Source organism: Bremerella volcania, from assembly GCF_007748115.1.
GTDB lineage: Bacteria > Planctomycetota > Planctomycetia > Pirellulales > Pirellulaceae > Bremerella > Bremerella volcania.
Map to the genome: position 1 here is coordinate 4801497 of NZ_CP036289.1, position 23372 is coordinate 4824868.

Consider the following 23372-nt stretch of genomic DNA (forward strand, 5'->3'; position numbering starts at 1 on the left):
CTACCTTTTTCCAGGGACTGAATGAATGACCCAACAAGAGATTGATCACGCCGTCTGCGTGGCGACTGGTGACACACTGTGTGACATTCGCCGTATTGGATTCAGTATTGCTGACCCCCTCGAAGTGAACTTCGATCCCGAACCTGACGACCTGCCTCCCAACATCATTGATTGGGACCAGCTGGAACTGGAACGCAACTTCGCCATGTACCCCATGCGTCGCGATCGCCGACGTTGGGCTGCCTGATGGCAGCAGGTAACGATCCCAAACGCCGACAACTCGATGAGTTCTATGCGAGCTACACCGTGTTCGTCGGCGTGCTTTGTTTTGCCGCATTCTTTCTGCTTGGTTGGGAGATCATCCTCACTTGGATCTTCTTCCGGCCTGGAATGCGGCTCTTTCATGACGTGATGACCGATTCGCCGGTGTCACGTCCACCACCAACCCAACACAAGAGGAGGTGCCGTGATTGAACTCACCCGCAAACAGATTCATCTCATCCGCTCAACGATTCGGCAGGCCCTTGGAATCACCTCATCGCGTCGGGCACCGAATGTCACGTTTCGAGCAACTCCAGTCGGGCTGTTGATTCAGTCCTTCTCGGACAACATCGCGGTTGAACATCGCATCGAAGGCGATTTCCGCCCCAGCGTTATCACGTTGCCCTATGAAGCGCTACAAGCCTGCGAAGGCAAACGGAACGATCAAGTCGGCATCCAGCGCGATGGTGACACGATCACAGTTCAATGGCTCGATGGCGGCATTCCCCAAACCGCTCAGTACAACCATGCCGAGCCGGTCGAAGTTCCCGAAGCACCAACAGAACTCACGGGCATCGACCGCGAGTTTATCCCGGCGATGGCGGAAGCCGTCGCAACGACCGACAACGAATCGTCGCGTTTCGCGTTGAGCTGCGTCCGACTGCGCGGCTCGGACGGCCAGATTGCCGCCACGGACGGACGTCAGGCATTGATGTACTCGGGATTCTCATTCCCTTGGGATGACGATGTTCTGGTTCCCGCCACGAAGGCGTTCAGCTCCAAAGCCTTCAGCAACGCAGTCCAAGTGTCGATTGGGCATTCCGACGACTGGGTTTCGATCCAGGCAGACAACTGGACGCTGCATCTGAAGATCGAGAAGGACGCTCGATTTCCCAACATGGACGATCATGTTCCGGCTGTCGATGCCGCCACATCCACAATGATCCTCGCCGATACGGATGCCGAGTTCCTGACTCAAGCCTCCCGAAAACTCCCGGCTGCTTCGGAGTTCAATGCGCCGGTCACTGTTGACCTCAATGGCTCGGTTGCGATCCGAGCCAAGAGTGCTGACCAGGACATCGGGACAGAACTCGTCCTCAGTAACTCGCAACGCTCGGGCGAAGAAATGCGATTCAACACGAATCGTGATTATCTCCGTCGGGCGGCGTCGTTGGGGTTTCGGCAGATTTATCTGCAAGCAGCGGAAGCCCCCGCATTCTGTCGTGACGACCGTCGCTCATACATCTGGGCATTGCTCGGAAAAGACGGCGCGATCACTCCAGACGCAACGCTCACTCGCATCGAGTCGCCATCCGATCCACCAAAACCATCTCCACAAAGAAGGACCACGATCCCCATGCGAAACACGAAACGTCCCACATCAACCCGATCCCGCGCTGACAAACCCGCCAGTGTGTTGGCGAAGGCGGAGGCTCTGCGTGATTCGCTCAGCGTGGCTCTGACTGACACTCGCGAATTGATCTCCGTGATCAAAGCGAAGCGGAAACAGAACCGGCTCGTCGAAACGACACTTCGTTCGCTCAAGCAACTGGAGAACATCGGCGCGTAATTCACGCGCGTCATTCATCACACACTCTCGGCCCGGTCTCATCCACGGATGATGCCGGGCTGTTTTCTTACTCACCAATCAGGAGGCATCCATATGCCCGTACAGATCAATATCGGCCTCAACAAGAAGGTTGGCGAGGCCAACTACGGCAGTCGCGGCGCGTCGGTCAATCTGGAAGTAGAACTCGATTCGGGAATCATTGAGGACCCGGATCGCTTGCGAAGTCAGATTCACAAGCTGTTTGGACTCGCTCGTGATTCGCTCAATGCCGAACTGCATCAGGATGACAACCAGCACTCCACTAATGGTCATCACCGTAACGGTAATGGCCAGGCGAATGGCAACGGTTACTCCCACCGCTCAAACGGAAACCGTTCCTCGAATGGTCGCGGGGCAACCCAAAGTCAGGTGCGAGCCATCACCGCGATCGCTAACCGCAATCGGATTGACCTCGCTCCGTACCTCCAGCAGCACGGAGTTCAAGCTGTTACAGATCTGAGTATCGGCGATGCGAGCGCGTTGATCGACGAACTGAAAGGCCAGCCAGCGGGGAACGGAGGCCGTGGATGATCGCAGTTTCTCAACAACCACGTGCCGCGCCAGTTGTCCAGCGGGACTATGTTAGCTTCTCGGCGATCAGTACCTACCAGCAATGCCCGCTTCGGTTTTACTTCCACTATATCGAAGGTCTTGAGGAACCGTTCGTAGCAGCCAGTCTTGCTCTCGGCGGCGCAGTTCACAGCGCTGCCGAATACCACTTCAACCAGCTGATGTGCGGCAACTCACCGCCGGATCACGACACGCTGCTCGACGCATTTTGGGACAACTGGAAGTCTCGCACGGAGACAGCCGACATTCGGTTTGGCAAACAGGAGGACATCGACTCGATCGCCAAAACTGCTGATCGGATCATTGCTGCATTTCGAGAGAGCGACATAGCGAAGCCAAAAGGCAACATCGTCGGCATCGAGGAAGAACTCCGTAAAGAACTCATTCCGGGGATGCCTGACATCCTGGGACGAGTCGATTTGATCGTGGAAAGCGACGAGGCTCTGACCATCACCGACCTAAAAACCGCACGGACACGGTGGTCAGCTGTGCAAGCCGAGAGATCGGGTGAGCAGTTGATGTTGTATGCCGCGCTCGCGAAAGACTTCGCGCCCGAGAAGCCGATTCGGCTAGAGTTCGCCGTAATCACGAAAGCCGCCAAACCAACCGTTGATACGTTGCCGGTAACTTTCAACCAGCAACGCGTTGGCCGAACAAAGTCAGTGATGCAACGAGTCTGGCGGTCCATCCAGGACGGACATTTCTATCCGTCGCCCTCACCAATTTCGTGTCCCAGCTGTCCGTATCGCGGACCCTGCGATGCGTGGCAGGGATAGTCGTTGTTTCCAACATAAAAACACTGAACACCAACAAGAGGAACCGCCGAATATGGAAGCCGTTGTAACTCTCGCCGTTGCTTTGGGCATCGGTTATTGGGCATACAAAGCCGGAAAGCGGAACGGCTCGAAGGCCGCATTCACAGTCGGCTGGCGTCGCGGACGTGCGCGCGGCCGAAGGAACGCTTGACTCTAGCTACCGCCAATTCGTGGGTTGCTTCATACGATCGTTGTGAAGTACCTGCGACAGCCGTAGAATAACCATTCGACAATTTGTCAATCAAACTCATACGAGGACCGCCTATATCGCGTAGTTCGCCGATCCATACAACTTGATTCGACGCGTTGCGTCTGTGCTTGCTTCTCCAGAAATCGCCAGCCTGAGTCCTCGGACTCTTGTATCCAACGAGGCAGTCACAAGGTGCCGCGCTCCCCGAAAGGGGAGCGTCGGGCTTTGTGCTGTTCGTTGGTTCCCTCTGGCGAGGGTCTGGAGAGCGGCCTTAGTTTCGGCGCTCCTCCCTTTCTTTTTGGGGACCACATGACAGCAATCACAAATCTCGAAGGCGAAATCCTTCACGAATACGACGGCGAATCACTCTCAAATTCCTTCCTTGGCAACAAGTACTTGCGGGGAGCCCAACTCGCAGAAGCTGACCTGAGCGGTGCAGACCTTCGCGATGCAAAGCTCATGGACGCCGATCTCAGCGGAGCAGACCTGACTGGGGCTAAACTCGATGGCGTGGACTTGTCCAGGGCCAATCTCGCAGCAGCGAAATTCGACGGGACTTCCCTGGCAAACGTGATCTTCACGGAAGCGAACCTCCAGAACACATCATTCAGGTCATGCGAGCTGGATGGATGCCAGTTCCAGTCAGCAGACGCAACTGAATCCAACTTCAGTGAAACCAAGCTCACGAACTGCAATTTCGAGAGCGCCAAAGCTGAACGATCCTGTTTCGAGAACGCGACCATGAGTTGGGCCGGTATGGCAGCTGATGGTGCCACCTTCTCAAACGCCAATTTCAACTCAGCACAATTCCATGGTGTTTCGCTGAAGCACGCAGACCTATCGGGGGCCACGTTTGTAGATGCCGACATACTCGGGCCTGTCGTAACATTGGCCAACCTTCGAGACGTCGACTTTTCCCAAGTACGGCGTCTGGAAAACATGTTTGTCACGTCGTTGCGATCTGATGACTCGAAGGGCTACACATGGCCGCCGAGCGAATTTGGTTTTGATGAAGCCCCTGGTCCACACTTCGACAACCAAACTTACTGGCCACCCGACATCCGGTTTCCACGACGTCGTTTTACTTGGAAGGTTCCTCTGCTCCTTGGGTTCATACCGGGAATTATCCTGGCTCAGCTTGGAAGCTGGACTCTTCCTGAAGAAGTTGGCGGTGTTCTCTTCGGATGGCGTCTTGAGATCGGTCTTGCGTGTGCCGCACTGGCAGCTGCTTGGGAAGCCGGTCAAATGGTGAGAACAAATTCGTTGATTACTTCGCAGCCAGATATTTACTTCAGCGGTGCTGGCTCGAAGCGACGATCATTCTTCAGCGAGTGAACCTTCAGTAGCCCCGCCGTCCGCGTACGTGCGGTCGGCGGGGCTTTGTTGTTTCTTTTAGCTATTGTTGAGTATCCGAAAGAAGAATGCTGCGGAAACCTTGCTCCGCGATGCTACGACGGGCAGCAGGATCTGGCCTTTGACATCAGCTTGAGACTCAGTGAATCATGCACCGATTGTGACATGTTGGATGCTTGTAGACTTCCGCCAGCGGCCGTGCCGGAAACAGCCAGTTGTCTGATCTTGGTTGGTTCCTATTTACCGCGCGAGGTTGCCCGAATCGTACAGAAGACCAACATTGGCCTGCCGTCCAACTGCGAACGAGCCTTCCCTGTCGAGGTGTCTTCCAACCTGACCGTGCCCCTTGCAGTGTGAGAGCGCAATCGGCTGCCAGTTTACCCTGGCGATTTCACCACGATTGCCCCTGACGCGTCACTTGAAGTATTTCGACCAACACTTTTCCTCCTCCCGAAGCGGGCACCACCCTTCGCGGCTCGATTCATTCGCGAGTCAAAACCGCGGCCCTATGTCGAGACGCTAATTGTCCCAAGCAGGGCGTGCATACAAAACCATGCTGACACAGCTCCACAGAGTCGCGGCGCCCATTGTGAGTTGGTTTTTGATGGTGCGAAACGAATGGGTGACCGAATCGCAACTCGCTAAACCGTTGTTGGGATTGAGGTTACCAAGCCTGTTTGGCGATCGCTGGATTGCAGGTGCCGCCGTGAGAGCTCACAAACCCATCCAAACTACCAATGGAATCCACAAAAACGACGACTCGTGCTGGTTGAGAACGTCGTTTATCGCAATAGAGGGCCTGCCGTATCTCGACATGGGCCGAGTTACCAACGCGTACTTGGTCTTTCACTTCGGCGGCTCGCTGCGGTGCTTTGGAGCATCCTGGTCGCCTTGCATCGTTTGCACACCCTCGCCACACGCTCCATCGTTCGCCCTGCCTTCCGCAACTCGCGGCGTAACTGTTCGAGGCGGCTCGCCGCCAACGCCTCGTGTGGAGTCTCCGTTCCTTTGTCTCGCGGCTTCGATGCTTCTCGCGGCAGACGTGGAAGTGACTGGATCAGTGGCGGTTCTTTCTGTTTGTTCTTCTGCGGCGGCGTCGCCGAGCGCAAGCGAGGCGTGCGACGCCCGCAGTGTTTGGTATCGTAGATACCGTAGTGTCGAAAGAGGAGTTGTAAGTCGTTGCCATATTTTGGGTTGCAGCGTTCACTCTGAGTTCACTCTGTCGATTTGTGTGAATTTTCTATGACTAACAATGGAAATGTGTGAATTTGAGACCCTAATCTTGCACGATCCGTGAACTCAGTCATCGCTCTGGCTGCGAGTTCCCATCAGTCTCCGCACTCGTGAACCGCTGACGGAATTGCGACAACTCCTGCTGGAAACTTCGGTTCCACTGTCTGGAACCGGAGAACAGTTGTGAGAGACGCGACTCCGAACAACACAGCTCCTGTGCGAGCAGCTTCTGCGTAATCTTGTTCGCTCGCATCCACGATCGAAACTCAATCGGATCGACAAGCTGGTGTGCAGGTCGAATCACCGGTAGAGGACCACCCGATCCTCCGGGGATCTCGTCATATCCCAGTTTCGTGGCAAACCACTGGCGCCATCTGGCGAGGTAATCCTCGGGCGCGAAGATTCTGAGACGGCAGTTTTCGAGTACTTCCTTGCCGCGATTTGAACGTAACATCTCCCGCATTTCTGCGAGGTTGTAGCATCGGCAAGGAGGCTTCGACACCGCTGCGACAACGAGATCAAACCGTTGCGAAAGATCCGCCAGATCGGCGAGGAAGAATCGTACCCATTGCCAAAGCTGTTCATCGGAAGCTCCATCAACTGGGTAGCCGGCTCTATAAAGCCATCCCTTTCGAGTTCGCCCGATGATTTGGTATCCACGATGGCCATTGAAATTACCACCGAAGTTCGCGTACCGCTGCTCTTGCGAAAGAAGTTCGCACCGAATTGAGCGTGATCCAGACGGGGGCATCACCAGACCATCTTCGACCCACGCCGTCGTTCCAGGGCGCCTTCCTTTGCCTGGAACGTGAGACAACTCACGCATGATGCCCTGTAAGAGACGTTGCTGACGTCGAGGTATTTTTACCTTCGGCGAATGCCCGAACAGCTGAATGGGAAGGTACGCAGAGTAGAGCTGCTTCCGCAGCAAAGTTTTCAGCGGCTTGTCCTCACGATCACGCTTCTCAAAGTCGAAGGTGTATTCATCTTCTCCGATTTTATCCATGAACTGCGAGAGCGCGCCGAGCGACCTTCGTGCATCCTTCCAGAGAAAATGCTCATGAGGAACGTGGAGGTCGTGATAGACGCAAGATTCATCACAGCCGTACGCCGAAGCTCTCGCGAGAATGTCGTCGTCAACTCCGATCTCCTCCAATTCAGCGATCAACCGTTGCCTCTTGGCCTGCCACCGAAGTGAGCCTGAGCACTTTCTGAGTTTGTCTTCAGCCTCCGAGAGCTGATTTCTAATTCCTTCTGCTCTATGACTTCGGCGTCCAGAGGCTTCGCAAGTAAGGCCCCATGATTCACGTAGGACGGCCCGCCAATTCTTTGGGCGTTTGTGAGCCCCCCAAGTGCAAGCGGCGATGAGTTCGTCCGGGACGAGTACGGGATACCGTCTTCTTTCGCACGCCAGGAGAAGTAACAGCCAGCGTTCACAACTGAGGATGCGGCGAATGCGTCCACGACCTGGGTTGATATCTCTACTTGTCATCGGGCCAAGTGGGACTGCCTGATCCGTGAGGAGAAAATCCGGGATGGCGGTCGGAAAAACTACGAGTGGTGAGACATTGTCGGGCGCGATGCCTGTGGATACCATGAGGATGCTCCGCTTGAACTCTGGGGCACAATTCACGAAGGCCAGCCTGGCGGGGCTGGCCTTTCGTTTTGGTCGTTGGGAATTGGTTCCTAATTACCGCTCACCTCCTTGTGATCAAAGGTTCCCATTCGGAAGACGCCTATCGCGACGAGCACTTTCAGTGAGTAACTCTCCTCGGTTTCGACCTCCCCTTCTGGCGGTTCCTCGTCATAAAATATGAGGTCACGTTCATGTTTCCCATCTACCTTTTTGAACTCTGACAAGGGCTTCTTTCGAGACTGGACGAGCCAGACTCGCGTTGTCGTTGAACGAGCAACACAGCCCAACGTCAAACGCCCACTCTCGCTGATAACACAGGGATGCCCAGCAAGGTTCTTCGGCCACGATTTCTTGTCGGGATCGAAAAGGACGTGATCACCTTCAGCTAGTCGCAAGTTGTCGTAAATCAGCAGAGGACAATCGCCGTCGATCTGAATCCAGTAACGGCTCGGGCGGTAATACGGGAGAGGCACCTCCAGCATGTGACCGAGCGAGTCCCCATGATCATCTGGCAAGCCCTCAAATAGCTGGCGCGCAATGTAGGCCGCTCGCCGTCCAGCTTCTCCGCCAGCGGAAATGAGCGGATCGCCGTGACCGGTCACAAGCCAGGTTGAATTGACCAAGGCGCTGCTGGAAAGCCTCTCAAGCATCTTCCGGCCTGGTTGCTGCCGACCCGTGACGACGTTGGAGATCGCCGACTGGCTGATGCCGGTTTCTTCCGCCATGCGGGATTGCGAGCCGTGCCATACCTTCTTCAGCAACCATTGGACTCGTTGCGCTGACTCGCTTAGTTGACTTGTCACGTCAGAAATCTCCAGTCTTGCCACTTGACGCATTGCGGTACCACTTCTATGATATTCGTTAAACGTGAGAAATCAACCGCGCAAAAGCCAGAAGGGAGCGGACAAAATGGAATCGATGACCCCAAGTCCAACGACCGACTGGATTACTCAACGTGAGCTTGCCGAACTGCTTGGGATTTCCGAGCGGACAGCTTCGCTGTGGGCGAAGGGCGGGAAGCTCGAACCTTTCAAGCACGGCGTGAAGACGTGTGGCCGAAGGAAGTACAGTAAGTCGCTCGTCCAGCGTGAACTAAATAACCGCTGGGACGAAGCTGTGGCACGGCAAGATACGGCCGCCGTCACTACGAACTCAGAGTCGGACGAATAAGTTCCGACCAGGCACTCCGCCGTCGCACCAGGGAGAGTTCGATTGTGGACTGATCTTCAAATTTGAAGATGCCACGAAAAAGTAAGCAGCACTGGACAACCAATGTCGTCCCGTGGGGAACCAACGAAATCGTACGAAAGCATCCCCACCGCGAGAAATCCGCCAAAGAGCGTGACCAACTCGCTACTTCGCTCATGAAGGAAGCCTACGTCTTCCACTTTCGAGCACACCAGGCTGAACGCAACGATTCGCATGAATCGCAGCAGCAAGAATCAGCCTGATCTCCACATCGCAGTCGCGCATTTCTGTGCGGCTGCGTTTTCTAAATCATCCATTCAAACGAGAACAGAAATATGAACACACGTAAATGCGCACTCTATGGTCGTGTCTCCACCCAACGTCAGGCGCAGGTTCAGGAAGGCGGTCTCGACTCTCAATTCAGCCTGATGGAAAAGCGGGTTGAGTTGGAAAACCAAAAGGACGGCGGCGAGCATTGGGAGATCACGGGCCGTTATCGAGAGGAGGGCTGGTCGGGCAAGAACACGGATCGTCCTGAGTTCCAACGCCTCATGCGTGACATTGAAGACGGCAAGATCGACATCCTCATCGTCCAAAAGATTGACCGAGTAACACGATCCCTTCTCGACTTCTTTGAGCTCTGGGCAAAGCTCCAGAAGTACGAGGTTGAGTTTGTCAGTGTCAATGAGAGTTTCGACACCACGTCAGCGATGGGACGAGCAATGGTGAAGATCATCCTCGTTTTTGCTGAGTTGGAACGAGAAACTACTGCTGAACGTACTTATGCCACGATGAAGCATCGAGCCGAACAGGGACTTTGGCACGGCGGTCGTCAAATCGGTTACGAAGCTGACCCAGATCGGAAGGGCGTGCTCAAGGTGAATCCAGAAGAAGCTCGCCTTGTCGAGCAGATTTACGAAAAGTGCATTGAGCTTGGATCAGCGGGAAAGGTGACGAAGTACCTCGCCGACCAGGGGATTCGTCGTCCGACCTACGTGACGAAGAACGGCGAGCCGGGAGGTGGCGGACCGATCTACAAGCAGACAGTCATCCGAACGCTCACAAGCAAGCTGTACCTGGGAAAGATCGTTTTCGACGACGTCGAGTACGAGGGCCAGCATGACGCCATCATCGAACGGGAATTGTACGATCGGGTCCAGAAGATTCTTGAAGACAATCGTGAGGCGCGTGGAAACAGTCGCGGTGATTACGAGCACACGTTTCTTCTTCAGGGACTTCTGCGCTGTGGTCGCTGCGGCTCGATGATGTCGACAACATGGTGTACGGGCCGAAACGGTGATAAGCATTTCTATTACCAATGCACACGAAAGTCTCACAGCGCGGGAACCGCGTGTGATGCCCGATATGCTCCGGCCTTCGCTGTCGAGGAGTTCGTGCTCAACCAAGTTTCCGAGTGGGGCGTCCGACGTGATCAGATTCAGAAGGCCATTGAACAGGCCACTCAGCACCACAACAACGAGGCCAAACGGATTGGAGACGAACTCAATGCAGTAAAACGTCGATTGCGCGACACGAAGTCCAGTCTCAGCAAATTGATTGCTGCCGTAGCCGGCGGCGCAGAGTTCCGGTCTATGGAGGAGCAGATTGCAGAGCTTGAGGCGGTTCGCAGCAACTTGGAAGAACAGGTGCAGGCGCTTGAGACCGCTCGAACGGAGGCTCTCAACCAGTCACTTTCAGCAGACTCAATCTCGGAAGCCTACTGTGATTTTCCGTTTGTTGTCGAGAAGCTGAAGGAAGCCGGCAACGCCTACGCTCTGAAGGACCTGCTCGCCTGCTACATCGCGGCGATCGACCTAACTCAGGACGAGGACGATCCTCAGAGCGGGCACATGGAAATCACCCTTTTCGACCAGGAATTGCCGATTCCGGGGGCTGCAAGCGCAAAGAAAGACACTCGTGGAGCCAATGGCGTTGACCATTTGGACCGACGAGTGTCTTCAAAGCTCCCCGAAAGGAACCCTCTTCGTAACAATACTCTCTTTTGCGAATGACGTAAGCCGTTGGGATGAAAACGGTTGTCGAGTTCGAGTCTCGTTCGCTGGCTTCCCCGAACTCTCATTCAACATCGAATGTGCATTCTTCTCGTGCGCACGTCTGGAAAGTACCACCGTCCTGTCGGAACATGATGTACGCCTGAAGTGCCCATTCGCCCGGCGGCCGGAAATAGTTAAAAACCTTGAGTTGCCCGGTTTGCGACATACCTTCGTCCAGATCCAGCTCAACAAGCGCGTTGCTTTGTTCTCGGTAATGGTTGCCCGTGCCGTCGCTGTGGATTCCGCGAACTCCGATGACGAACTTCGTGGCTGACGATCCTGCACTGCAGGTGTAGTCAACGGTGAACAACTCCGCATCAAATTGATTGTGGCGTCCGCCACACGGATGAAGGTTAGCTAGTCCGCAGCCAGGCAATGATGAAATCTCGGCATCCTTCAAGGCGTCAATTTGGGCCAGCAGTTCCTTGTCCATGCCAGTAACTCCTAAGATTTTGTTGGTTAGGTCGCGATTCCCAACGATTGTAACGGTTTTTCCGGCTTCCGTGAATTCCGGCGGGAGACCGTGAGAGCCGTCTTTCTTCGGAACAGTGTTCCAATTCCTAAAACGCGAACTACACTAGCTAAGAGTCTACGGGGACCTATCCACTTCCATATTCGCGGAGCAACAAGATAGGTTTCGACCACAGTACAATAGGCCTCAAATCGATGACGCAATACATACGAGTTCTGTCCTGCATATCAACAATCTTGCTGACTTCGAGTGTGGCGATTGGCCAAACCCCCTCAGTGCGGTCAGTCGTTGCACATCTAGGGCAAGCCAAAGACGTCACTTTCGCCACGGCGATACAGAATGAACCAATTGTTGCGGATGAAGAGGTTTGCTCGGTCGCCAAGTTGACGACCAAAACGATCCTTGTCACCGGCCATTCCCTTGGCACCACCAATCTGTTTGTGGTTCTCGACGGTGGCGTTATTGAGGCTGTAAGCATTGAGGTTGTGCGCGATCCGCTGCGATTTCAGCGTCTCGAAGCAACGATCCCGACAGTTGTTCCTGGAGCACAGGTAACGCTGACACCAGTGGATGCCACTGACAAGGTGGTTGTAAGCGGAACTGTAAAGTCCTGTGGAGACATTAGACTGGTTATTCAGCTACTTGAAGATCGCCAACTACCGCAAAGCATGATCATAAACCAACTGCGTGTTCGCTGCTGTTGCTGTCCATGCCGAACGACGCGAAGGTTTTGCAGGCGGTAATCGCCCGTCATACGGTGATCAGTATCTCTCCCTTTGTGCCAATGTTGATACTCAGAATCGTTATTTCTCTGACAGAAGGTGCAACTTCGACTGACTTTGCTGGTTCCCCTTGAGAAAAGTCAACATCGGTCGTCGTGTTATCAGTGTGAGTCATTCGTAGCGAAATCCCTCCATCCGGACGACGTCTGGAAAACTCGACTCCAAGAAGTGGTGTGCGCGGATGCGCGGCCGTGCGATTCCAGACCACCCATGTTCCGTCTGTATAGGGTCCTTCAAATGGCAGCCGAATGACTCCTGGTTGCTCTTCCTCTTCGGCTTCGCGACGTGCATCAGCTATCGCATCAATCAAGCGGTCTCTGTTCCGTGGGGCATCAGCAGACGCGGCAACCATTGATGCAACCATGAGATCAACCCCGTTATACAGGCTCCCCTCTGAGCCGGGATCGCGTTTAGAGCGCTTCCAACGAAAATCTTGATTCCAGCCGCGTTTCGCGCTCTCTTTCGGATAATCCTCTGGCGCCGTTTCAAGAGATTCCAGGCGACGTTTGACGTCCCCTCGGGCCGCGACTCCGTGGAATCGATGCATTAACGCCATAAAGAAGGCATTATCAAATCGATGAGCAGCTCGTATAGGATTGATTCGGTTTTCTCCAAACGTATCCGATGCAGCATTAGCGCAGAAGAAGTGGTATATCATGAATCGCGCGGCATCAACGTTCGAATACACCAGTTCCCCTAGCAGCGACAGCGGAGCCGTAACTGGAAACTCTGCCAGATTAGGAAAGATCAACACCCACGGTGCCGGGATATCCCAGTCGATGTCGAGAGTTCCAAAATCCTGAGCTGGCGCGATCTCTACCTCTTCGTGGCATCCCACCTTCGTGCCGCATACGCAGAGTGGGTTCCATACCTTAATGACAACAGGCGGTGTTTTTAGCTCCCACTGAAACTGAAACCGAATTGTTCTTGGCAACTCCCCAACGACTCCGAGGTCCTGCAACAGCTTTCCAAGATCGAGCACCCAATGCAAGGACTCGTCTGGGTCGAGTTCGTTGCGCGGATCAACCAACGTCGTCCGTGAAAACACACGGAACAGTGCCCTGGCGAGGTTGTCGTTCAATGCCTCGCTGAGCGGATCATTGCCAAGCTCCGCGAGTCTATCGCGCAGCCAGCGTGCAAGGTCGCTACGCACAAAGGCTCGTACTGCTTCTCTGAGCGTGTTCAATGCGGCACGAAGAATCTCTTCCAAGATGTACCCGAAATGCCGAATTACTAGGTCGAGAAAATCACCGAATTCTCCCAGCTCTCTCTGGATGTCGCGTTGGAGATTAACATGCTTTGTGATCAACCCAGGAAGTGTGTCGATTAGCCCGTCAAGGATCACAGTAATGAGATTCTCAACGAAGTCGAAAAGAAATCGATAAAGGAAGGGTTCGAGGAACGGTCTATAATTCCCGCTGCCCCCAGCTCGCGCTGACGCTTGGGTGCGGGCAAGTGGATAGGCGTACATCCAGCACCAGCCGCCCTGCCGGTCAACCTCTGCTCCATCACAACGGCGCATCGCGTATCTACAGTTTGTAGCGATGTACCGGTGCGTGGCAGTCATGCGCTCAATAATTCCCGCCTGCAGCGCATCAACACGTGGGTGATGATCCGGGGGGCACCGAGGATCTGACGCCACGTCGGCTTCTTCCAATATCCTCCACGCGAATGCCCCGCAGTTGTTCAGACTACCTAGTTGGTCGTATGATGGCTCGTGGGAACGAAAGTCATTCGATAGCGGATCCTTCTTCCATTCACAAAAGGACTCCTCGAATCCGTCAAACGCATCGTGCCGAACCATGTAGCCGTATGTTGATCCTACGCGAGGACGGCAACGATTGCTTCTCTCCTCTTTGTATCCCGGCTGCCAAGTACCAAGGCGACGGAGCATCGCCAACACACACTCCGCAAGTTCTAGTGTCTGATCGTCATAAGTAATTACGTATTCGGCCACCAACGCCAGAAACAGATTGGAGGAGTACAACGTTTGGTCTGCATGACGAATCCCTGTCACGAACCGTTCTTCTTCTGTGGCGCCCTCTGGTTCATTCGATACTCTGAGCAAATCAGCGACCAAGAAAGCGCCCGGTTCAGTGACATCGGTTGTTGCTTGACGCACGAACGGCACAGGAGCCCCTTCTCGCTGAAACTCAACGGTTGGGAATTCATTGCAGCCACCTGGCACGCTGCAACTGCGCAAAGTCGAGTCGCAGAAATACCCCTTGGGCCCATCAATCAGCCGTTGGCGGTAGGTCGCATACAAACGAGCGAGCTTTTCAGAAAGAATCATGGATCGCTCACGGTAGTGTTGATATTTGAATGCTGAACCTAGCACCAGCAGAAGCTGACTCAATCCAGACACCATTCAACGCGGGGTCATCGTTGTATCGCAACGGAACAGTGATGGACTTCGCCGACTCTCCGTTCGCCAAGTTTGCCGAGAGTCGCTCCGCAGTTCCTGCGACGTTTGCCACACGGACTACAACCTCTCCAATTCCTCTTGTGCGGTCGAAGACAATCGCCACCATCATATCCGTTTCCTGATGGTTGCCAGTGTCGGTGAGTTGCAGGACTTGATGTTCGGCTATCGCCCCTTGGAACGGCAGTTTAATTGGTCCCATCTTTTTCTCCTTGTTTATTTCAACCAACGGTCAATGCTAGGGATCTAACAACAGTGCTCGTCGGAAAGCTTCTCGATTGGAAGAATTTGAGTCAGCGGCTGCAACGATTGCGGTAGCAGTCAGAAAATCTAAACCGTTTCCTAAGGAACCGGCTTTGCTCAATGTGTCTTCAATATTTGGGCGAATTGCCCAGCGAAAATCACAATCCCATCCACCGGCGACACCATGATGCGGGAACTCAGTAGGTGCATTGGAAAGCAACTCAATAGTCTCTGCAAACTCGTCAGACTGTGAGTTGACGCCTAGAAAGCTGTGCGCGAGCGCCAGCAGCATGGCATCTTGCTCCCTGTGTGCCACTGAGAGTGCGTCGAGAATCGGCCCGCGAAGACCTGAAGTCGCGGCGGCAACTATTCTCCACGGATATGCCGGGGCAGGTTGCGGTCTAGCGACAGCAAACCACGCACTATCCCCGTTTGAAGGAACAGAGACAGCGGTTGCTTCGATCGGATCAACCTGCAGGGTCGTATTCTGATCAGCTACCACTGGGAGTGAGATCAAAAAATCATCGACTGCGATGCTTGGTCCATCATCATCGCGGAGCCACGTCAGTCCGCAACGGGTTGGCTCGGAAAGGCCTATCGGGGCGTCGTCATCAAATACAATCACTTCCTCATCGTCGACAATGACGACTACCTGTCTCAACGTTGCAACGACCCGAATTGTATGGTCGCGGCCTACTTCGACTAAGTAGGGTACCGACGTCACTTCTGCCCGTGTTCCAGCATCAATTCGCCACAGATGCACGCGAGAATACGAACGTCCGATACTAATCGTTGCCTCATAATAGCTTGCATACTGGGGAGGGCCACCGGTGGCTCGTACGATGACGCCCTGGGTCGCGTAACCCTCATGTGAGTCGTCCTCCCAGTCGTTTCTTACAATCACCTCACACGAGTAGTTGCTTCCAGTGATAGGTTGTCTGAACAACAAGAGTCCTTCCCCAGAGGATGCTGCCAACCGACCACGACTCGTTTCAGAGCTGCCCGTTTCCTGGCGCCATTGAAGGCCGGGACCCGTGTCATCCCGGTTAAACTGATCAACCAATGTCGATTGAAAATGAGGGACTTCAAGAATTTGGCTGGTGCCATCGTTCAAACCAACTACTGCATATTTTGCGTTTGGTGATGACGCGACCGATGTAACCGCAACGTCGGGCTTCGGGCGAATGCCAGCAAATCGAACACCGTTTTCCAGATTCCAAAAAGAAAGAGCATCATCATGTGCCAAAATACATAAGATGCCGAGGCGTCGATCGCGGTCAATCGGCGGCACTATGGTAGTTACAGGGCCGATGGTCCCCGCTCCGCCAGCAGCACTTGAAACTGCGTTAAACGCCTGACCTACGGTATTGCCGACGCCAGTCACGGTGTCGCCCGATACCGCCCAAGTGATTTCAGTGAATGCCGGGATCGTTGAGGCCTCAAGAGCTTGCATAAGTGAACTAGCGGTGTCATTCACGCCTGTGCCGGAACCAGCCGTCGATACGTCTTGACCATCAATGCTAATCGTGTAGGCGGTATCTGAATCGTCAGCGGTGATTTGAACCGTAGATACTTGGGCTCGGTAATCAGGGACCTCAACGAAGCCGCATGATGCGATCGTGGAATCGATAGAAACCGGTTCACGACTTACATCGGTAGACTCGTAATCCCAAACTCGAACATTTCCGTTCGCACTAGCGGACACGACGGAAAAAGCGGATGTCGCGATTCCCGGGACAAGAACTCGAAGTGCCATTATGTCAGCGGCATGCGCTTCCCATCCCTTTTCTTCGACTTCTGCGTCGATGTCCCAACTCCGAATATGGCGATCTCGCCCTCCCGACAACAGTAAGGGGCGTGTCGCTTCATCTTCCGGGACTTCCCGCCAAGCGAGACACAGCGTACCACCAGGGTGTCCAACCAGGCTCACTTCATTGCCACCACCGTCAGCGCGAAACACCAAAATGTGCCCGGCATCCGTCCCAGCAGCAACTAGGACACCGTCCGGACTGAAAGTTATGGATCGAATCGCGCCTCCAGCGCAATCGACGCTGTGCAGATCTCCACCCGTCTCAATATCGCGTATCCGCACGATTCCATCATCATGCCCTGACGCGAGAACGTTCTCCGCAGTTGGTGAAAACGCCAGACAAGGCGCACCGCCCACGCCTTCAACGCTAAGCCGCAAGGCCGCACTTCCGTCAGCAAGTCGAAACACTTGAACATTAGATGATTCTGGTGACGCGCGACCGTCGCTGACTTCGTGAACAAGAGCGTTGGGGGTCAATGTCAAATGAAGTCGCTCACCTCCTACATCAATTGGAACGTCGGGAATCTCGACGTCAAATGAGTAGGTATCTGTAATCTGGATTGTGATAGTCTGGGACGGGAAGACAAGGTTGTGATCACCGACTACATTTGCCAATCGGATGTCGATTTTGCAGACTCGCGGCGACAGGGACGTCGCATCGAACGATCTTCTCCCAAGTCGTTCCCAAAGCGCCGTTGCCAGGCTGAGTGTGGAATCCGAGCTCAGTGATGGTCCATCTAGCCACGCATCCAGCTGCGTTGCTAAATAATCTCGCAAGTTCCCCGCGAGGAATGTGTCTACATCGTGCCGGATTCGAAGGATTACATCCCGTAGCCATACTTTGGGAAACTGGATACGTAGAACACGAACAGTTTCTTCCGAGAGTACGACACATGCTTCTCGAAGTACATTGGCTGCTATTCTTGCAGCGACGTCCGTCAGTATCTGGGCAACGAGCGAAGCGCGGTCAAAGCCACCATCAAATTCCCGGATAAAGCCCGCCAATTGATCGACATGAAAATCTGCCAATTCATCTTCTGCATTGGTGTTCTTTATCTCAGCAGTCAATTGCGCTAAGGGGAGCGCGGTGCCAAACGCAAATGGGCCAGACACAACGTCTGAACCGTCACTACGACGAATTCTATATCGCGCTGCCCCTAGGAAGCGGTTGATGGCTTGCACTCGTTCGTCGATCTCGGAGATCAGGTCGTCATACACTCCTTCGCCTCGCGCAAGAGTGCGTCTTGCGAAGACCAACGTAGCGACAAGCCCTGCATAGTCTCCTGCGGACGGTTCAAGCGGTCGAGCTGTGTCCGGATCTCCCAGCCAATTGCAGTAGTTTGCTGTAAGGTCTCCTTGAGCGTTTGCAGTTGAGTCGTCGACAGTGTCAGCTCGCAACATGTAACCCCAGCCCATGGCAGGGAGAGCATCTGGTTCACCGTATCCCTTAGTAATCGATCCCAGTCTACGAAGCGCGCGAAGAATCCTAACTGCTAAATCGACCGGCTCGTGGTCGTTCGTGATGATCGCTTCTGATGCGAACGCGAGAACTGCCAGCGCTGAATGCAAAAGAGAATACTCATGCTCTATCCCAAGAAGCCCTTCTATCTCAAGTCGATCTGGATCAGTTGCTTGGCCGATGAGTCGCGTTGCGCACACCGAACGAGCTGGATAGTCCACGGGGTCACCAGCATCCTCACCTTCCCAGCGCAAGAACGGCACTAATTCACCACGTCGTGCCCAGCGGAGATTGGGAGGGTCGGCACGATTGCATTCGTGCTCATCTGCAACATCCGAAAGTGGCCCCACCGGTCCCAGCAGCAATCTCTCGCGATACCTCGCATATAATTCTAGCCACTCCTGTTGAGAGATAATCATGTCGCGCCCAACTCGTCGCACTGGTTCAGTGATGATAGGTGTGGGTCTGTCTCAAACCCTCTATCAACTAATTCGATGTGAATCGCGCCCTGCAACCCAGCCGCGTCTGCAACGATAGAAATAGACACCTCACGCGATGCGCTTGAGCGAAGTGCAACACCAAATAGTGAATTCTTTGAGACGGCACTCGCTCCAGGTGTTGGTTGGTCTACTCCACCATCACCAACAGTAATCATTCCGCTTCCGCTCGAGCACTGTACATATGCCCAACCGAAAATCGCCGAGTTGCCCAGCCGCGGATTGAGCTTAACGGAATAAGTTTCACCTGCAGAGAGCTGAATTGGTAGTCGCATACGTGATTCCTTAAGCGTCGATCTTCCGTTCGCCGAGTAGGACGATTACATTGGCCTGTTTGTATGGGGGCACAGCAACGTCCTTCAAATCAATCTTGAGCGGATCATCTGTGTCGTCAGCTGCACTTACAAGCGAAAAGCGAAAGTCGGCGGCAGCATCCAGTCGGTTGGTAAATACAGCACTCAGCGCCACGCGCTTAGAGAACGCAATCTCAGATTTAGGGACTCTAAACACAAACGTACCTGCGGAATCAGATCGCGCGGGTGACCGAAAGTACGGATCCGGTTCAAACCGAATGATTTTCGTCGGTGCGTCGGTAAACGCCTCGTGGGAATAATAGGATTCACCGTTTCCGGGAGTCCTCGACCCATCGGCGACGCTAGCCACGATTGGCCCGCCTGAGAATCGAACAGTGACAACGTACTCCAACCCGGCTGAAGTATCCTCAGTGATTCGATACAGCCAAATCCGTTCGCTGGCAGCATCCGCGCCGTCTAATACCGGGTCGAGCAGTGGCATTTCTAAACTCCGCAGGACAATTACATCTGATTGTTCAGGACCTGTTTTGAGAAGGACCAGACTCCCAACAGTGTTCGAAGTCGAGACGTATTTTAGCCGATGGCGGCCAAATCGCTAGCACGCGACGCAAATTGCCTATTCTGCCTGCTGCTGGCCGCGCCAATTGTAATCAATCAAAGCAACTTCCATTCCCTATTCAGTGAGTCGGACGTCGCCACCCAGGGCGTCCGATGGTTCGCGCGATACCACTCGGGCGTCCGGTTGTTCTCACCCTTTTCGTAGCCGATGTTCTGGATGCGGCTGAGGATCGGGAACACCTCGCGGCGCGTGCGACGGTACTGGGATCGGAACTGGCACGTGAAGCACTTTCGGTTGCGGAAGCACCAATTGACGATCAGCCACGTCAATCGCGATCGGTCGACCGCCCATCCCCACGGTGTCCAGATCGGGCGTGTGTCGCAGACATGGGAGCGGTCAACGCTTGGCTCGGTCTTCGGTTTGTTGTAACCGGACGCGAGCAGAATCTGATGGCCGTCCGACGACTTTACGTCGGGGATCAGCAGATCACGAACGGCCCAGTCGAAATAGCGGAGCGCGTCGGGACTGAGAACGGTGTCGTCTTCGAGGTGAACCATCACGTCGGCCCGTAGGTTGAATGCGCGGAGCACCGCCTCGTGCGTGTTCTTGTTCAGCCCAAGTCGCTTCTCGTTGACGACCAGACGCATCTCGCAGGCATCCCACTCGCGAAAAGCAGCAATGACTTCTTCGTTGCCGGGTTCGACGTTCGGCAGCAACAGCCAGTCGGCGATCCCGTCGCACTTCGCCAGCGAGGCTAACACTTCGCGCGTGTACGCCGGCCGGCGATATGACGTCATCGTGATTACGCGGAGCATAGCTATTCATCCTTGTGCACGTAGATGGCGTCCTGGTGCGTAGAGTGCCGGTTGTAGTCGGCCACACGGACGTAGCCTTGCTTTGTCAGGAATGCATCGAGCGCCTTCGGATCACACCAGTCAGTGGCCGGGCAGTGTCCACCGCGACGCTCTTCGAGATTGATCCAGCGAACGCGGCCAGACGCGAGTAGCCGACGGCCACTCCGCAAGGCAGATAGTTCGCTCCCCTCGATGTCGAGCCACAGGAGGATGCGCTCCTGCTCACCCATGTTCACGTCAAACCGGTCGAGCGTCCAAACCTCGACCTGGCAAGTGGCGTTGGCATAAGGCACCGGCAGAAGGCTGCAGCACTTCAGGTCGTGCGTTGGCACGTGGAGCGTGGCAGCCCCCTCGTTTTCGCCGATCGCAACCCTGGCCAGCGGGCCAGGAAAGTCCGCATCGAGCAGTTTCTCGTGCTGGACCGGATGTGGTTCGCAACCAAACACATGCATGGCTGAGTATTTGCGACTCAGCGTTCGCCATTCGGTTTTTGGTCCAACACCGATGTCGTAGAGCGCGCCAGGGACGCCATGAATGAAACGGCAGATAACGGATTCATACTGTTGTTGGTTCATCTTCAGCCTCCTTGAGTTCCGCGTTCGCCAGCCGCAACCAATCGGCATCCCAGCGTGGCTTCACCTTCTCGATCCGCTGCGCCGGTGCTTGTCCGAGCCGTTCGTAACCGTTCGCGCCCATCGCCGAGATATGCGTCGAGTGCGCGGTGAACCAGCGATAGACATAGCTGGGACGTGGGTCGTACTGGATCGGGTCGGCACGACGCAGCTTGGCGGCCTTGAAACGCCGCAACAGTCCCTGGTCCTGGCCGCTTTGGATGAACGGGTAGCCTCCAACCCGCTCGAATGCCTCTCGGCGGAACGACCACGCGCCGTGAAACAGGTACTGGTTCGACTTCCGCTGCACTCGGTTTCGCTTGTCGTTGTAGATGACCGTGGGAATCGTATAGTCTGCCTCGGCCAACACAGCGGCCGCTGCGGTCATGTGCCACGGCAGGTAAACGTCGTCGTCATCCCACACGCAGTAGGCGTCAATGTTTGGGGACACCAGTCCGGCGCTGGCGTTGCGCTTTTCGCCCAACGTGCGGAACCGAAACGGAAGGGATACGATCCGCCAGCCGTCACCTTCCTGGTTCTCGTACTGGCCGGCATCGTCCAGCACAATCAGTTCGCGGAGGTCTGCCGGGTAGTCCTGACGCAGGAAGCACTCAATGGCGGTCGCCAGTTCGTTGGGGCGTTTATATGTGCAGCAAATCGCGGCCAGCTTCATGCCGTTCTCCTTTCAACCAGGCTTCGCAGGCGCGAAGCAACCGTGTGCGATGTGCGACGTGGCCCTTCCAGTTGCGACCGTGGATCGAGTGCGGCGCGGGCAATTCGTTCACGGCGACGCGGTGGACCCGATTGAGTCGGCCCGATTCGCTCATGGCGACGTAGCTGAAGATGATGTCCTCACCGTTGCCGGCCGGCTTGCCACCTTGCTGCACGTTGGCGAACGCAGGGGCGACCTGAAAGAACTGCGAGGCGTAGCGGCGATGGGCGACGAGAACGCGGGTCAGCACGATAGGCGACTCGGTGTCGCCGCCAATGTTGCGGGCATACGAGCCATCGGGTTTCGGCGCACGACCGAAGACTCCGTGGATGATGCCGAAGTCGTCGTGCCACGCATCGACAAGCGTGCGTAGCGATTCGGCCGGCAATTCAAGATCGTCGTCTTGAATCAACACGCAATCGTTGGTGGCCAGGCACGCGGTCGCAAACCGCGTGTAGAGTCCCATGTCCTGCGCCGCGTTGACCACGTTGGCCCACTGGTGGCGAAACGTCGCGGCCGGGTTGTTGTTCCAGACAATGGCCTCGGTCACGATGCCGCTCGCCTGCCAGCCCGACAGGATACGGGCCACGTTCGTCGGTCGCTTCCAATTCAGAATGACGCCGGTGACGTTGTTCATGCGGCCGCCCTCCGTTCGGTGTTGATGGCTTCAAAAAGGCGTTTCCAGCCGGCCCACAGCACGTTGGGACTGGCCAATTCGTTGACGAGCCGCTCGCGAGCGGCGTTGATGATTCGCATCCGCAGCGTTTCGTCATAAGCGAGCACGGCGGTGTGGTGGGCCAGTTCCTCGTCGCAACTGCCGAGAAAGCCGGTCACGCCATGCTCGATCATTTCGCGCCAGCCCCAATCATTCTGGGCGACCACAGCCACGCCTGCGGCCATCGCCTCCAGCCCGACACGAGGCCAGTTCTCGCGAGCGCCGCCATTGACGGGCAACGTGCAGTGCAACTGGCGGAAGTAATCGTGCGCGGGCAAAGCCATCGGCTTCAGGCAATCAGCCCACTCCGGCGGTGCGCCGAGCTTTTGATGCGTCCGTTCGTCCATGCCGAGCATCAGCGCCCGCTTGTTGCGGTACTGGATGCGGTTGTAGATGGGCCAGGTGTTACTCGACCACTTATCGAGGTCAGGCCGTGCGGCTCGGCCAACGACAATTGCTTCACCATCGGCGTGCGGCCGCGGGTTAAACTCCCACTCCTCGAAGTCGAACGCGCCGCGAATCAGATTACCGAGTCCTGGGGTGTAGCCGAGCTTCGTCAGTTCCGGCTCGAGCATCGATCGCTGGAATTCGGACTGGAACACAAAGGCGTCGAACGGACCGGACTCGCGATAAAACTTTCGCTCCGCATCGAACAGCCAGGTCATGCAGTTAACCCATGCCAGTCGGCAGCCAAGTTCGCGCAGGCGTTTCGCATTGGCCAGAAACGCCGCATTGCAGAAGCTAACCACCGTCGCACCGGCCAAACCGGGCACCTGATCGAGCGTTTCCGGCGTCGCAGTATGCGTCGTACAACCCAGCGCGTCGACGCGGGATCGCCACTTGGCGTCGGTCCCCCAAGTCGCGATCAGGTGAACGTCAGCATCGAATCGTCGCCACAGTTTGACCGTGTGCCAGGCCTCGGTGCATGCGCCGCCGAGGTCGCCCGGATAACCCATCAGAAATACTCGCATCGTTGTCTGCTCCGTTAGGGAATTGATTCAGAAGAACTCGGC

The 23372-nt window shown here is 55.3% G+C and carries 22 protein-coding genes; 10 read left to right on the plus strand and 12 right to left on the minus strand.

All coding sequences use genetic code 11. The features are described 5' to 3' along the window. Positions 1-25: 25 nt before the first annotated feature. The 6 genes from Pan97_RS18925 to Pan97_RS18950 all read left to right on the plus strand — a co-directional run bounded on the left by Pan97_RS18925 (position 26) and on the right by Pan97_RS18950 (position 4780). Positions 26-247 (plus strand): hypothetical protein, encoded by a 222-nt coding sequence (locus Pan97_RS18925; protein ID WP_144975297.1) that lies wholly within the window; start codon positions 26-28, stop codon positions 245-247. Beyond that, a complete protein-coding gene (locus Pan97_RS18930; protein WP_144975299.1) occupies positions 247-474 on the plus strand; it encodes a hypothetical protein in 228 nt (75 codons plus the stop codon). Before Pan97_RS18925 ends, Pan97_RS18930 begins: the two co-directional genes overlap by 1 nt. After that, on the plus strand, positions 467-1831 hold the full coding sequence (locus Pan97_RS18935) for a hypothetical protein (protein ID WP_144975301.1): 1365 nt from the start codon (positions 467-469) through the stop codon (positions 1829-1831). Before Pan97_RS18930 ends, Pan97_RS18935 begins: the two co-directional genes overlap by 8 nt. 93 nt (positions 1832-1924) lie before the next feature. Beyond that, a complete protein-coding gene (locus Pan97_RS18940; protein ID WP_144975303.1) occupies positions 1925-2401 on the plus strand; it encodes a hypothetical protein in 477 nt (158 codons plus the stop codon). Next, entirely contained in the window at positions 2398-3216 is an 819-nt protein-coding gene (locus Pan97_RS18945; RefSeq protein ID WP_144975305.1) for a RecB family exonuclease, read from the plus strand. Before Pan97_RS18940 ends, Pan97_RS18945 begins: the two co-directional genes overlap by 4 nt. 421 nt (positions 3217-3637) lie before the next feature. Then, positions 3638-4780 (plus strand): pentapeptide repeat-containing protein, encoded by a 1143-nt coding sequence (locus Pan97_RS18950; RefSeq protein WP_144975307.1) that lies wholly within the window; start codon positions 3638-3640, stop codon positions 4778-4780. A gap of 1321 nt (positions 4781-6101) precedes the next feature. Here the strand turns inward: Pan97_RS18950 and Pan97_RS18955 are convergent. Together Pan97_RS18955 and Pan97_RS18960 are read right to left on the minus strand one after the other, a co-directional pair. Beyond that, on the minus strand, positions 6102-7628 hold the full coding sequence (locus Pan97_RS18955) for a hypothetical protein (protein WP_144975309.1): 1527 nt from the start codon (positions 7626-7628) through the stop codon (positions 6102-6104). 89 nt (positions 7629-7717) lie between these two features. Then, on the minus strand, positions 7718-8503 hold the full coding sequence (locus Pan97_RS18960; RefSeq protein WP_144975311.1) for a helix-turn-helix domain-containing protein: 786 nt from the start codon (positions 8501-8503) through the stop codon (positions 7718-7720). A 73-nt stretch (positions 8504-8576) separates the two neighbouring features. On the opposite strand from Pan97_RS18960, the gene Pan97_RS18965 reads away from it, so the two are divergent. The 3 genes from Pan97_RS18965 (at position 8577) to Pan97_RS18975 (ending at position 10867) form a co-directional block, all read left to right on the plus strand. Continuing rightward, positions 8577-8837: a helix-turn-helix domain-containing protein gene (locus Pan97_RS18965; protein WP_144975313.1), complete on the plus strand. Its 261-nt coding sequence runs from the start codon at positions 8577-8579 to the stop codon at positions 8835-8837. 68 nt (positions 8838-8905) lie between these two features. After that, entirely contained in the window at positions 8906-9118 is a 213-nt protein-coding gene (locus tag Pan97_RS18970; protein ID WP_144975315.1) for a hypothetical protein, read from the plus strand. A gap of 72 nt (positions 9119-9190) precedes the next feature. Beyond that, positions 9191-10867 carry a recombinase family protein gene (locus Pan97_RS18975; protein WP_144975316.1) on the plus strand — a complete coding sequence of 559 codons (1677 nt, stop codon included), beginning with the start codon at positions 9191-9193 and terminating at the stop codon, positions 10865-10867. Between the two features lie 64 nt (positions 10868-10931). On the opposite strand, the gene Pan97_RS18980 is transcribed toward Pan97_RS18975, so the two are convergent. After that, complete coding sequence (locus Pan97_RS18980; protein WP_144975318.1) at positions 10932-11342, minus strand: hypothetical protein; 411 nt, start codon at positions 11340-11342, stop codon at positions 10932-10934. A gap of 233 nt (positions 11343-11575) precedes the next feature. On the opposite strand from Pan97_RS18980, the gene Pan97_RS27195 reads away from it, so the two are divergent. Beyond that, positions 11576-12124, plus strand: coding sequence for a pilus assembly protein N-terminal domain-containing protein (locus Pan97_RS27195; RefSeq protein WP_144975320.1), 549 nt, complete (start codon positions 11576-11578; stop codon positions 12122-12124). 7 nt (positions 12125-12131) lie between these two features. Here the strand turns inward: Pan97_RS27195 and Pan97_RS18990 are convergent, their stop codons facing one another. The 9 genes from Pan97_RS18990 to Pan97_RS19030 form a co-directional block, all read right to left on the minus strand. Continuing rightward, a complete protein-coding gene (locus Pan97_RS18990; RefSeq protein WP_165698853.1) occupies positions 12132-14519 on the minus strand; it encodes a hypothetical protein in 2388 nt (795 codons plus the stop codon). Continuing rightward, positions 14464-14787, minus strand: a complete 324-nt coding sequence (locus Pan97_RS18995; RefSeq protein ID WP_144975324.1) for a hypothetical protein — start codon at positions 14785-14787, stop codon at positions 14464-14466. The genes Pan97_RS18990 and Pan97_RS18995 overlap by 56 nt, the downstream gene beginning before the upstream one ends. A 36-nt stretch (positions 14788-14823) precedes the next feature. Continuing rightward, on the minus strand, positions 14824-18516 hold the full coding sequence (locus tag Pan97_RS19000) for a WD40 repeat domain-containing protein (protein WP_144975326.1): 3693 nt from the start codon (positions 18514-18516) through the stop codon (positions 14824-14826). Positions 18517-18879: 363 nt separating this feature from the next. Then, complete coding sequence (locus Pan97_RS19005; protein ID WP_144975328.1) at positions 18880-19389, minus strand: hypothetical protein; 510 nt, start codon at positions 19387-19389, stop codon at positions 18880-18882. A gap of 173 nt (positions 19390-19562) precedes the next feature. Continuing rightward, the gene (locus Pan97_RS19010; RefSeq protein WP_144975330.1) at positions 19563-20282 is read right to left on the minus strand and encodes a glycosyltransferase; all 720 of its coding nucleotides are present in this window, start codon (positions 20280-20282) and stop codon (positions 19563-19565) included. A 2-nt stretch (positions 20283-20284) separates the two neighbouring features. Then, complete coding sequence (locus tag Pan97_RS19015; protein ID WP_165698854.1) at positions 20285-20896, minus strand: FkbM family methyltransferase; 612 nt, start codon at positions 20894-20896, stop codon at positions 20285-20287. After that, positions 20877-21605 (minus strand): glycosyltransferase, encoded by a 729-nt coding sequence (locus tag Pan97_RS19020; RefSeq protein WP_144975334.1) that lies wholly within the window; start codon positions 21603-21605, stop codon positions 20877-20879. Before Pan97_RS19020 ends, Pan97_RS19015 begins: the two co-directional genes overlap by 20 nt. Continuing rightward, a complete protein-coding gene (locus Pan97_RS19025) occupies positions 21574-22281 on the minus strand; it encodes a hypothetical protein (protein ID WP_144975336.1) in 708 nt (235 codons plus the stop codon). Before Pan97_RS19025 ends, Pan97_RS19020 begins: the two co-directional genes overlap by 32 nt. Next, complete coding sequence (locus Pan97_RS19030) at positions 22278-23330, minus strand: glycosyltransferase (protein WP_144975338.1); 1053 nt, start codon at positions 23328-23330, stop codon at positions 22278-22280. Before Pan97_RS19030 ends, Pan97_RS19025 begins: the two co-directional genes overlap by 4 nt. Positions 23331-23372: the final 42 nt, after the last annotated feature.

Excerpts from the sequence above, each read along its gene's own strand:
- Pan97_RS18940 (WP_144975303.1), top strand. The coding sequence starts at position 1,925 with ATGCCCGTACAGATCAATATCGGCCTCAACAAGAAGGTTGGCGAGGCC.
- Pan97_RS18955 (WP_144975309.1), bottom strand. The coding sequence starts at position 7,628 with ATGGTATCCACAGGCATCGCGCCCGACAATGTCTCACCACTCGTAGTT.
- Pan97_RS18925 (WP_144975297.1), top strand. The coding sequence starts at position 26 with ATGACCCAACAAGAGATTGATCACGCCGTCTGCGTGGCGACTGGTGAC.
- Pan97_RS18930 (WP_144975299.1), top strand. The coding sequence starts at position 247 with ATGGCAGCAGGTAACGATCCCAAACGCCGACAACTCGATGAGTTCTAT.
- Pan97_RS19005 (WP_144975328.1), bottom strand. The coding sequence starts at position 19,389 with ATGCCACTGCTCGACCCGGTATTAGACGGCGCGGATGCTGCCAGCGAA.
- Pan97_RS18945 (WP_144975305.1), top strand. The coding sequence starts at position 2,398 with ATGATCGCAGTTTCTCAACAACCACGTGCCGCGCCAGTTGTCCAGCGG.
- Pan97_RS18980 (WP_144975318.1), bottom strand. The coding sequence starts at position 11,342 with ATGGACAAGGAACTGCTGGCCCAAATTGACGCCTTGAAGGATGCCGAG.
- Pan97_RS19030 (WP_144975338.1), bottom strand. The coding sequence starts at position 23,330 with ATGCGAGTATTTCTGATGGGTTATCCGGGCGACCTCGGCGGCGCATGC.
- Pan97_RS18970 (WP_144975315.1), top strand. The coding sequence starts at position 8,906 with ATGCCACGAAAAAGTAAGCAGCACTGGACAACCAATGTCGTCCCGTGG.
- Pan97_RS18995 (WP_144975324.1), bottom strand. The coding sequence starts at position 14,787 with ATGGGACCAATTAAACTGCCGTTCCAAGGGGCGATAGCCGAACATCAA.
- Pan97_RS19015 (WP_165698854.1), bottom strand. The coding sequence starts at position 20,896 with ATGAACCAACAACAGTATGAATCCGTTATCTGCCGTTTCATTCATGGC.
- Pan97_RS19000 (WP_144975326.1), bottom strand. The coding sequence starts at position 18,516 with ATGATTATCTCTCAACAGGAGTGGCTAGAATTATATGCGAGGTATCGC.
- Pan97_RS19025 (WP_144975336.1), bottom strand. The coding sequence starts at position 22,281 with ATGAACAACGTCACCGGCGTCATTCTGAATTGGAAGCGACCGACGAAC.
- Pan97_RS18960 (WP_144975311.1), bottom strand. The coding sequence starts at position 8,503 with ATGCGTCAAGTGGCAAGACTGGAGATTTCTGACGTGACAAGTCAACTA.
- Pan97_RS18975 (WP_144975316.1), top strand. The coding sequence starts at position 9,191 with ATGAACACACGTAAATGCGCACTCTATGGTCGTGTCTCCACCCAACGT.
- Pan97_RS19020 (WP_144975334.1), bottom strand. The coding sequence starts at position 21,605 with ATGAAGCTGGCCGCGATTTGCTGCACATATAAACGCCCCAACGAACTG.
- Pan97_RS19010 (WP_144975330.1), bottom strand. The coding sequence starts at position 20,282 with ATGCTCCGCGTAATCACGATGACGTCATATCGCCGGCCGGCGTACACG.
- Pan97_RS18965 (WP_144975313.1), top strand. The coding sequence starts at position 8,577 with ATGGAATCGATGACCCCAAGTCCAACGACCGACTGGATTACTCAACGT.
- Pan97_RS27195 (WP_144975320.1), top strand. The coding sequence starts at position 11,576 with ATGACGCAATACATACGAGTTCTGTCCTGCATATCAACAATCTTGCTG.